This window comes from Flavobacterium panici (genome assembly GCF_903819335.1).
GTDB lineage: Bacteria > Bacteroidota > Bacteroidia > Flavobacteriales > Flavobacteriaceae > Flavobacterium > Flavobacterium panici.
Map to the genome: position 1 here is coordinate 65,356 of NZ_CAIJDE010000046.1, position 10,921 is coordinate 76,276.

The window sequence follows — 10,921 nt, forward strand, 5'->3', positions numbered from 1 at the left end:
ACAAGTCTTATCACAGGTCGGATATCCGTTATCCCTAGTTTTTTAATTAGAAAATGTGCCAATTTGAAAATTAGATAATTTTAAAGAAATCCAAATTCCAATTGCACTCAATTGAGTGTTGGTGCATTTAAAGTTCCATTCGGACAACATAATTTAAAAAACAAAAAATTAATCTGTTGTTAATCTAACAAAACTAACTTAGCAACTCAGCATCTTAAAAAATGACTTTCAAAGAACAAATACAACAAGGAATTCCAAATATATTACCTCAAAAAGCAGTGTACGATCCGGCTATTAATCACGCTCCGAAAAGAAAAGAAATTCTTTCGGCAGAAGAAAAAAAGCTGGCTTTAAAAAATGCATTGCGTTATTTTGATCCAAAACATCACGCTGAATTAATTCCTGAATTTTCAGAAGAATTAGAAAAATACGGACGTATCTATATGTACCGCCTTCGTCCGGATTATAGAATGTACGCCCGCCCTATTGATGAATATCCAGGGAAATCATTACAGGCAAAAGCGATTATGCACATGATTCAAAACAATTTGGATTATGCAGTGGCGCAGCATCCGCATGAATTGATTACATATGGCGGAAACGGGGCTGTTTTTCAAAACTGGGCACAATATTTATTGACGATGCAATATTTGTCTGAAATGACAGACGAGCAGACTTTAACGATGTATTCAGGACATCCGATGGGATTATTTCCTTCACATAAAGAAGCACCAAGAGTTGTGGTTACAAACGGAATGGTGATCCCAAATTATTCTAAACCTGACGATTGGGAAAAAATGAATGCGCTTGGCGTTTCGCAATACGGACAAATGACAGCGGGAAGTTATATGTACATTGGCCCGCAGGGAATTGTACATGGAACTACAATCACAGTTTTAAATGGTTTTAGAAAAATAAAACAAAATCCGGAAGGAAGTTTATTCGTAACTTCTGGTTTGGGCGGAATGTCTGGCGCACAGCCAAAAGCCGGAAATATTGCGGGATGTATTACGGTTTGTGCCGAAGTAAACCCGAAAATTACTAAAATCCGTCACGAACAAGGATGGATTAATGAAGTTGTAACTTCTACAGATGAATTGGTTGCCAGAGTAGCTTTGGCGAAAGCCAATAAAGAAACGGTTTCAATTGCTTATTTAGGAAATGTTGTAGATGTTTGGGAACGTTTTGATCAGGAAAATATCAAAATTGATTTAGGTTCAGATCAGACTTCGCTTCATAATCCGTGGGCTGGAGGTTATTATCCAGTTGGAATTTCTTTTGAAGAAGCAAATGATTTAATGGCTAATAATCCGGATTTATTCAAAGAAAAAGTACAAGAAACGTTACGCCGTCACGCAGCCGCAATCAATAAACATACGGCAAAAGGAACTTACTTTTTTGATTACGGAAATGCGTTTTTATTAGAAGCTTCACGCGCGGGAGCAGATGTAATGGCAGTAAATAATATCGATTTTAAATATCCTAGTTATGTTCAGGATATTATGGGGCCAATGTGTTTTGATTACGGTTTTGGGCCTTTTAGATGGGTTTGTACTTCTGGAAAACCGGAAGATTTACAAAAAACAGATACCATCGCAAGTCAGGTTTTAGAAGAATTAGCGAAGACTTCTCCAAGTGAAATTCAGCAGCAAATGCAGGATAACATTAAATGGATTAAAGGCGCACAGGAAAATAAATTGGTAGTAGGTTCTCAAGCGAGAATTCTTTATGCTGACGCTGAAGGCAGAATTAAAATCGCTGAAGCTTTTAATCAAGCGATTGCAAAAGGTGAAATTGGCGCTGTTGTTTTAGGACGCGATCATCATGACGTTTCTGGAACTGATTCGCCTTACAGAGAAACTTCAAACATTTATGACGGATCTCGTTTTACGGCCGATATGGCGATTCAAAATGTAATTGGAGACAGTTTTAGAGGGGCAACCTGGGTATCAATTCATAACGGCGGCGGAGTTGGCTGGGGAGAGGTTATAAACGGTGGATTTGGTATGGTTCTTGATGGCTCTAAAGAGGCTTCAAAGCGTTTAGCATCAATGCTTTTTTGGGATGTGAACAACGGAATTTCAAGAAGAAGCTGGGCCCGAAATGACGAAGCTATTTTTGCTATAAAAAGAGCGATGCAAGTCGAGCCTTTATTAAAAGTAACTTTGCCTAATATTGTTGACGAAAGTTTGCTTTAACGTTTGTAAAAGAAATTTAAAGTAACCATAATGTCATCCTGAGCGAAGTCGAAGGCTTATAGAAACAAAAAGGGCTTCGACTTCGCTCAGCCTGACAAACGTAAAAGTTGCTTTTATGATAAAACAACCAGAACAAGAACATTTAATTCTAATAATATGAAAACATTCAAGTTAGTTCCGATTTTTCTGCTTTTGATACTTTCATCCTGCAGCAGTGTTACTGTTTATTCTGATTACGACAAAAATGTCGATTTTGCGCCTTATAAAACTTATGCTTTCTTTAAGCCCGGAATTGACAAAGTTGAGATTTCAGATTTGGATAAAAGACGTATTCTTCACGCCATTGATAATGAAATGGCGGCAAAAGGTTTCACAAAAAGTGATAATCCTGATTTATTAGTAAACATTTTTACTAAATCGAGAGAACAAGTAAATGTAAACCAATTTAGTGCTGGCTGGGGTTACGGCTGGGGCTGGGGTTGGAATCCTTATATGATGTACGGTGGACAAACTACTGTTTCGACTTCTACAGAAGGGACTTTGTACATTGATTTAATCGATGCTAAAAAGAAAGAAATGATCTGGCAAGGTGAAGGTTTAGGAACTTTGACTAAAAACGTTGATAAAAAAGACGAAAAAATTGCTGAGTTCGTAAACAAAATTTTAGCGCAATATCCGCCGGTTAAAAAATAGTATTCAGTTTTCAGTATTTAGTATTCAGTTTTTTTACAAAATCGCTGTTTATTACTTCAAAAAAATAAGTACATTTGTTACTCTATCAGTTAAAAATGAAAAACTTTAATAACATTATTATCGCGATTATCAGCATTATTGCAATTCAGCAATGATGGCGAGGTGTTATATAAATAAGTAAAATATAATTTATAAAAACCTCCCACATCGGGAGGTTTTTTATTTTTAAGAATAATTAAAAGCCGCCACGAATTACACGAATTGACACGAATTATTTTTCTTTGGGATAATAAAAATTAGTGCTAATTCGTGTAATTCGTGGCAAAAAAAACAAACATTATGAGTTTATTTAACGAAGTACTTAACGCAAAAAAGCAACTCGAAAATGTAGTTGCCGCGACGCCTCTTACCCAAAATTTGAATCTTTCAGATGAATTTAAATCGACTATTTTATTAAAAAGAGAAGATTTACAAATTGTTCGGTCGTATAAAATTAGAGGTGCTTACAACAAGATTTCTACGTTAAATGATAAAGAAAAAGCAAACGGAATTGTTTGTGCCAGTGCAGGAAATCACGCGCAGGGCGTTGCTTATTCCTGTAATCTGCTCCATATAAAAGGTAAAATTTACATGCCGAAAACAACTCCAAAACAAAAAGTAAAACAAGTACAATTGTTTGGAAAATCGTTTGTTGAAATTGTTTTAACCGGAGATACTTTTGATGACGCTTACGGATCGGCAACGGCAGATGCAATTAAAAATCATAAAACATTTATTCATCCTTTTGATGATGAAAAAGTAATTGCCGGACAAGGAACTGTTGGGCTTGAAATTTTGGAAAGTTATACAAAACCAATCGATTATGTTTTTGTTCCAATTGGCGGCGGCGGACTGGCTTCTGGTTTATCCGAAGTTTTCAGGCATTTGAGTCCGAATACTAAAATTATCGGCGTTGAGCCAAAAGGTGCTCCTTCGATGAAAACTTCTATTGAAGAAAATAAAAATACACCACTGAAAACAATCGACAAATTTGTAGATGGCGCGGCTGTAAAACAAGTTGGCGATAAAACTTTTGAAATCTGCCGTTATAATCTGGAAGATATTATTCTCGTTCCCGAAGGAAAAGTCTGCACGACCATTTTACGATTGTACAATGAAGAAGCTATGGTTGTAGAACCTGCCGGTGCTTTGACAATTGCAGCTTTGGATTTTTACAAAGATAAAATTAAAGGAAAAAATGTCGTCTGCGTTGTCAGCGGAAGTAATAATGACATTGAAAGAACCGCCGAAATAAAAGAACGTTCTTTACTTTACGAAGGTTTAATGCATTATTTTATGATTCAGTTTCCGCAGCGTCCCGGAGCTTTAAAAGAATTTGTAAATAACATTTTAGGACCTGACGATGATATTACTTATTTTCAGTTTGCCAAGAAAAACAGCCGTGAAGTTGGTTCTGTTATTGTTGGTTTAGAATTGAAAAAGAAAAAAGATATTCTGCCTATCAAAATGAAAATGACGCAATACGGATTTGAATTTCAATATTTAAACGATAATCAGGATTTGTTTACACAACTAATTGGATAAAAAAATAAAAGGCTGCCTAAAAATTAGACAGCCTTTTAAACATCAATATAAAATTACTAATTGAATTCTCGATTTGTAATTATTGCTTTAATATTTTTTTAGAATACGATCCCTGATTGTCAGTTACTCTTACTACATAAACTCCTTTTGGAAGTCTTGAAATTTCGATTTCTGTTTGATTTCCTTTTACAAAGTTTACATTCTTCTTCAAGATGCTTTGTCCCGCAATATTAAATATTGCTACATCTGCGCTTCCTTCATGATTGGTATCAATTTTTAAATAATCGTTTGCCGAATTAATAAAAATAGCCATATCGTTTGTGCTTTCACCATCTTCTGTTATTGTCAAAGCTTTTTTTGCTGTCGCTTCCACCTGAACAAACTGCCATTGCTGATTCAGTCCGCCTGTGTAATCCCAAACCTGAATATTAGCGCCATTTGCAGTAGAAACATTTTCAACATCAAGTGATTTACCTGTATTTACATTTGTAATTTTGTAATATCCACCGCCAAGACTTGCAACTGTCCATTTAAATTCATTAGAACTAGAGAACGTTTTTTGCTGTACTTTTAGTCCATTTGCTGTTCCATTATTTTCAACTGCCAAATACATTCCGGTTGATTTTACAATGATGTAATAATTCCCTGCTCCGTCAGAAACAAATTTCCAGCGCTGGTTATTTCCGCCGCCGCCTGTTACATCATATTGCTGTATTCTTCCGCCGCTTGTAGTTGAATTATCTGCTACATCCAGTCCTTTATTACTGTTTCTTGAAATAATATTATAATATCCCGGAAAACCAGTTGGAGGTGGTGTTCCTGCTCCCCACGTAAAAGTAACTGCTGATGATCCCGGAACTGTATAATTAAATGCTGATGATCCTGAAACCACTTTTATGGTATTTGATCCTCCGGAATTGTAAATTACAAGTGCAGTTGAGCCATCAGGATTTTTGAATCCAACAGATAAAATACTGCCGTTTGTACTTGAAGAACCAATTCTTACTGCGCCCGGTTTTACATATTTAGAGATTTGACCAATAATATAATAGGCCACATTTTTAGTATAACTTGTACTATTATTTACTGTAATCGCTCCTAAACAAGTATTACATCCACCTGGAGTTCTTGGCCCTAGGCTTGAGTTGTTAGCAGCGTTCCATTCTAAAACAGTTTTCGACCAGTTATTTGTACTTCCTATAACAACGTTTTGCATGTGCCAGCCAAAATCTCCGCCAAAACTTCCGCCAGAACCTGTGTATTGTTCTGTGAAATAAACGTTTTTGTTTGTTTGCGTTTTTACAGTTGACATTGCTGAGATATTTCCTAAATACAAGTGAAATGCCGCTCCGTCAACATAACTGCTGTTGTTTAAAACATCAATTGGATATGCTGTATTATCGCAGTTGTGATCAAAAGCAATAATTTTGACACCTCCGTATCCAGCTGCAGCCAATTGAGGTCCAAGTTGTTGATTGATAAAATTCTTTTGTTCGGTAGAATTCATCAGCATACTTGGTTCGTTGTTTGGATTTTCTGGTTCGTTTTGTGGCGTGATTCCCCAAATCGGAATTCCCTGCGCCTGCATTGCTGCAATGTATTTTACAAAATATCTTGCATAAGCGGCATAATATTGTGTCTGCAGACTTCCGCCAACCCAGGAACCATTGGTTTTCATCCAGCGTGGCGCTGACCAAGGTGTCGCCAAAATTTTAATGTTTGGATTAATCAGCTGAATCTTTTTGATAATCGGAATCAGATACGTTAAATCCGGACCGTTTAAACTAAAGTTATTCATATTAGTATCTCCCGAAGTTTCGTTATAACTATATGAAGAATTACTTAAATCTGAAGCCGCAATACTAATACGAATTACACTTGCGTTTAATCCTGTATTAGGATTATACAAATCATTCAATAATTGGTTTTGCTGCGTTGCTGCCATTCCGCTTATAACTTCGGCACTTCCTTCGGTAAGAGTGTAACCAAAGCCGTCCATTGTTTGGTAAGTTGTTCCTGCATTTACTGTAACTGTAGAAGGATTTGTTCCAGAGTTTGTTCCGAAACTTACAGTTGCCTGCTGTTGTAATAATCGCGTTTGATCACCTGATGTTATAAAAGGTGTAACCGTCTGTGCATTTGTTTTGGTAATAAATAAAAGCATTATAATAATGACTTGTGTCATAAAAGCTCTTACTCGGTTTGTAGGTTTTTGAGTAATTTTGTGCATCTTTTTTGTGGTTTTTGTGGTTTGTTGATAGTTAAATTTTTCTCATTTTATTATGATTATTTTTATTAAAACGATTCAAAAATATATCAATTTTCACGAAATCGTTATAATTACAACTTTACAAATACACATCATTTGTAAATATTACCTTAACAAAAACACATCTTTATTTTTTACAAACAATTAATAATCAATTATTTAAAATGTAAAAAAGCATAAAAAACTTACATTTAAATTTCAGCATTTGCAAAAGTTTTAAAATCAGTAATTAAATTATCATTTTTAATCTAAAAATGCAACTTATAATTATTTCATAAATGACAAATATCATGGATCGAACCTGAAGTTATATCGTATTTTTGCATTTCAATTTTATTAGAAAACATGGAAACTCTTAAAGATATATCGACCCTAGAAGATATTAAACAAATGGTGAACAGCTTTTATGATAATGTTAGAAAAGACGATCTAATTGGTCCTATTTTCAATGATAAACTTCAAGATCGCTGGGAACCGCATTTGCAAAAAATGTATGGTTTTTGGCAGACTATTTTATTTGATGTTCGCGCTTATTCCGGAACACCTTTTCCTCCGCACAAACAATTACCGGTTGATAAAACTCATTTTGACCGCTGGATTCAGATTTTCAATACTACAATCGATGCACAATTTGCAGGTGTAATTACTGAAGAAGCAAAAATGCGTGCCACAAATATGGCTTTTATGTTCAACCACAAAATTGAATATTTTAGGAATGCCGAAAATGAGTTACGAAATTCATCTGGTAAATCTTAAAATAGCTGACAAATTAAATTTGGATACTATTTTAAATTAAATAAATTTGATTGACCCAAATACTATCAAAAAACCAATCAATTATTTAAAATGAAAAAAGTTATCCTGTTCTTTATAATCTGTTTCTCTTTTTTTAATTTCTTAAATGCACAATCGCAAGTTCCAGCTTTTAATTTATATAAAGGAACTGTCGACGGAAAAATAGCTGTAACCGTTTATATCAAAACAGAAGAAAATCCATGTACTGCCGATTTAATGTATACATCCATGTATCGATATGACAAATCAAAAAAATGGATTCAGCTTGATATTACGCAAAATAAAAAGAAAGAAAATGAATTTGTTTTAGTTGAACACGGTTTTAGCGGTGTATTAATTTTAAAGAAAACCGGAAATACTTTTACGGGTTTATGGATTAGTTCTGATGCTAAAAAACAATTACCTGTCGACTTGAAAGAAGCCGCAATGACGAAGAAAGAGCTTGAAAACTTCGAGAAAACATTGGATAAAGTTAATTATGAAAATAATGACTGCTAAAATTTAGTTTTCTGCCAAGTTCAAAAAATCTATAAAAACGCAATAAAAATCACTTTCGAATAAAAATTTTGTGATGAATAGCAAAAAATAGCGACCTAAATTCGTAATTTTACATTCTAATCTACAACGTTTTCGAAATGAATGCATCTATAGAAACCAATCCGTTATTAGAACGATTGCCAAAACATTTAAAGCAATTTATTAAGCCTCAGGATTATAGTGATTACACACCTATTAATCAGGCGGTTTGGCGATATGTTATGCGTAAAAATGTAGATTATCTTTCTAAGGTTGCACATCATTCGTATTTAGAAGGTTTACGTAAAACCGGAATCGAAATCGATTCTATTCCGAGTATGTACGGAATGAACCGTATTCTAACTGAAATTGGCTGGGCTGCAGTTGCTGTTGACGGATTTATTCCGCCAAACGCTTTTATGGAGTTTCAGGCTTATAACGTTTTGGTTATTGCTTCAGATATTAGACAATTAGAACATATTGAATATACACCTGCACCAGATATTATTCACGAAGGTGCCGGCCACGCTCCTATTATTGCAAATCCTGAATATGCGGAATATTTGAGACGTTTTGGTGAAATTGGCTGTAAAGCAATTTCATCTCACAAAGATTATCAAATGTATGAAGCGATTCGTTTGCTTTCAATTTTAAAAGAAGCCGAAGATACGCCGCAAGATAAAATCGACGAAGCCGAAAAAGCAGTTGCTGATTTACAAAACGATATGGGCGAATTGTCTGAAATGGCTCAAATTCGAAACCTGCATTGGTGGACAGTTGAATACGGTTTGATTGGAACGGTTGAAGATCCAAAAATTTACGGGGCAGGATTACTTTCTTCAATTGGTGAAAGTGCCTGGTGTATGACAGATAACGTGAAGAAAATCCCTTATGATATTTCGGCTGCGAATCAAAATTTTGATATTACGCAGTTGCAGCCGCAGCTTTATGTAACGCCTACTTTTTCTTATTTAAGTTTGATTCTGGAAGAGTTTGCTAATAAAATGGCACTTCGTACCGGAGGACTTTCGGGAATTAAAAAACTAATTCAGTCGAATGCTTTAGGAACAATTGAGTTGAGTACTGGTTTACAAGTTTCTGGAGTTTTTACGAATGTTATTGAAGACGAAGGAAAACCGGTTTACATTCAAACAACCGGAAAAACGGCTTTATCGTATCGTGAAAAAGAATTAGTGGGCCACGGAACTCTAACGCATCCACACGGATTTGGAAGTCCGATTGGGAAACTAAAAGGTTTTAATCTGGCGATTGAAGATATGAGTCCGAAGGATTTGCAGGCTTACAGCATTGTTGAAAATGAAACTGTAAAACTGGAGTTTGAAGGTAATATTATTGTTGAAGGTGAAATTATTACAGGCTCCCGAAACTTACACGGAGAAATTATTTTAATCAGTTTTAGAAATTGTACTGTTACGCATGGCGAAACTATTTTGTTTCAGCCTGACTGGGGAAATTACGATATGGCGATTGGTAAAAAAGTGATTTCGGCATTTTCTGGCCCAGCTGATGTAAACAGTTTTGATTTAATAAATATTGTTCCGACAACTAAAACCATAAAAGCAAAACATACTGATGAACGTGATGAATTGGAGAACTTATATGCGTCAGTTAGAGATATTAGAAAAAATAAAGGTTCTAAAACGGAACTAAAATCTATTTTTGAAAACCTGAAAAATAATCATTCAAACGATTGGTTATTATCTGTTGAAATTGCGGAGCTTTTGAAGGATTCAGATGAAAAACAGCTTTTACAGGAAGTTTTGGTTCATTTAGATCAATTAAAAGAAAAACGCCCTGAAATTGCGCATTTGATTTCTGGGGGATTGGATTTGATTTTTGATAGTTCGTTGCCTCAAAGACACTAAGCCGCTAAGTTTTTTTGCCCGCAGATTTTACTGATTTAAACTGATATGCGCTGATTTATTTTTCATAAAGTTTTTCACAATCTTGTCATTTCGAGAAACGAGAAATGACAAACATTAAGATTAATCATTACTTTAAATTTAGCGTCTTAGCGCCTTTGTGGCAAACCTCTACAGCTTCAAATCCTGATTCAACTCAGTCTCAGACTCAATTGTTTTTCCGTTGTATTGTAATTTCCAACCCATTGAATTTGTCATTATTAAGATTTTTGACAGCTCACTTATTAATCTATTTTGGGCGTTTGTTTTTAGGGTTGATTTTTCGATTTTTTTAGCCAGGTTGGCTTTTACCGATTTGTTGATTTTATTGTAATCGTCGCCCGTAAACGGATTCAGTTTACTTTGTTCGACATCATAAAACTGAATATCGGGATTTATAGTGATTTCTTCTTTTGGGATATTTAAAATCGTAATGGTTTTGTTTTTTTCGTCGATATCGTATTTCATTTTATGCAAATCGTAGGCAACTGTAACATTGGCATTTACCACAATAAGTGCCTTTTTCTCAAATGAAATCATATCCATCAAATACTTCTGCTGATTTTTATAAGTGATCACTTCAGAGAAATGCCCTTCGGTAACAACCAGTTTTCCAACATTTAAAATTTGCTGCTGAATTAAATTGGTATTATAATCAATTGTAGAGTCGTCATCTTTTTTAAACTGGCAGTATTTAAAAGCCAGAACAATAACTAAAATAGTAATACCGATACTAATAATTCTTTTGATCAAGTTTTGCATTCCAATAAATTATTTAGACGAATTTACTTCTTTTTTTTGAAGGTGACTAAAGTTTTTTTGCCACGAATTTCACTAATTTTCACTAATTCTATGCGTTGTATCTATTGGTCAATTCATAAATAAGCATCTTCAAAAAAATTCGTGAAAATTCGTGAAATTCGTGGCAAAAAAAAATCGTGTCA

8 protein-coding genes are annotated in these 10,921 nt (G+C 34.6%); 6 read left to right on the top strand and 2 right to left on the bottom strand.

The features are described 5' to 3' along the window. The first annotated feature begins 221 nt into the window (after window positions 1-221). The 3 genes from FLAPXU55_RS14325 to ilvA all read left to right on the top strand — a co-directional run bounded on the left by FLAPXU55_RS14325 (window position 222) and on the right by ilvA (window position 4,475). Entirely contained in the window at window positions 222-2,198 is a 1,977-nt protein-coding gene (locus tag FLAPXU55_RS14325; RefSeq protein ID WP_180858552.1) for a urocanate hydratase, read from the top strand. 156 nt (window positions 2,199-2,354) lie between these two features. Further along, the gene (locus FLAPXU55_RS14330; protein WP_053470523.1) at window positions 2,355-2,891 is read left to right on the top strand and encodes a DUF4136 domain-containing protein; all 537 of its coding nucleotides are present in this window, start codon (window positions 2,355-2,357) and stop codon (window positions 2,889-2,891) included. Window positions 2,892-3,230: 339 nt separating this feature from the next. Beyond that, window positions 3,231-4,475 carry a threonine ammonia-lyase IlvA gene (gene ilvA, locus FLAPXU55_RS14335; protein WP_180858554.1) on the top strand — a complete coding sequence of 415 codons (1,245 nt, stop codon included), beginning with the start codon at window positions 3,231-3,233 and terminating at the stop codon, window positions 4,473-4,475. A gap of 79 nt (window positions 4,476-4,554) precedes the next feature. Here the strand turns inward: ilvA and FLAPXU55_RS14340 are convergent, their stop codons facing one another. Further along, the gene (locus FLAPXU55_RS14340) at window positions 4,555-6,705 is read right to left on the bottom strand and encodes an RICIN domain-containing protein (RefSeq protein ID WP_180858556.1); all 2,151 of its coding nucleotides are present in this window, start codon (window positions 6,703-6,705) and stop codon (window positions 4,555-4,557) included. Window positions 6,706-7,089: 384 nt separating this feature from the next. On the opposite strand from FLAPXU55_RS14340, the gene FLAPXU55_RS14345 reads away from it, so the two are divergent. The 3 genes from FLAPXU55_RS14345 (at window position 7,090) to FLAPXU55_RS14355 (ending at window position 9,941) form a co-directional block, all read left to right on the top strand. Then, window positions 7,090-7,500 (top strand): group III truncated hemoglobin, encoded by a 411-nt coding sequence (locus FLAPXU55_RS14345; RefSeq protein ID WP_180858558.1) that lies wholly within the window; start codon window positions 7,090-7,092, stop codon window positions 7,498-7,500. Window positions 7,501-7,590: 90 nt separating this feature from the next. Next, on the top strand, window positions 7,591-8,037 hold the full coding sequence (locus tag FLAPXU55_RS14350; RefSeq protein WP_180858560.1) for a hypothetical protein: 447 nt from the start codon (window positions 7,591-7,593) through the stop codon (window positions 8,035-8,037). 137 nt (window positions 8,038-8,174) lie between these two features. Then, entirely contained in the window at window positions 8,175-9,941 is a 1,767-nt protein-coding gene (locus FLAPXU55_RS14355) for an aromatic amino acid hydroxylase (protein ID WP_180858562.1), read from the top strand. A gap of 168 nt (window positions 9,942-10,109) precedes the next feature. Here the strand turns inward: FLAPXU55_RS14355 and FLAPXU55_RS14360 are convergent, their stop codons facing one another. Continuing rightward, entirely contained in the window at window positions 10,110-10,739 is a 630-nt protein-coding gene (locus tag FLAPXU55_RS14360) for a DUF4230 domain-containing protein (protein WP_180858564.1), read from the bottom strand. Window positions 10,740-10,921: the final 182 nt, after the last annotated feature.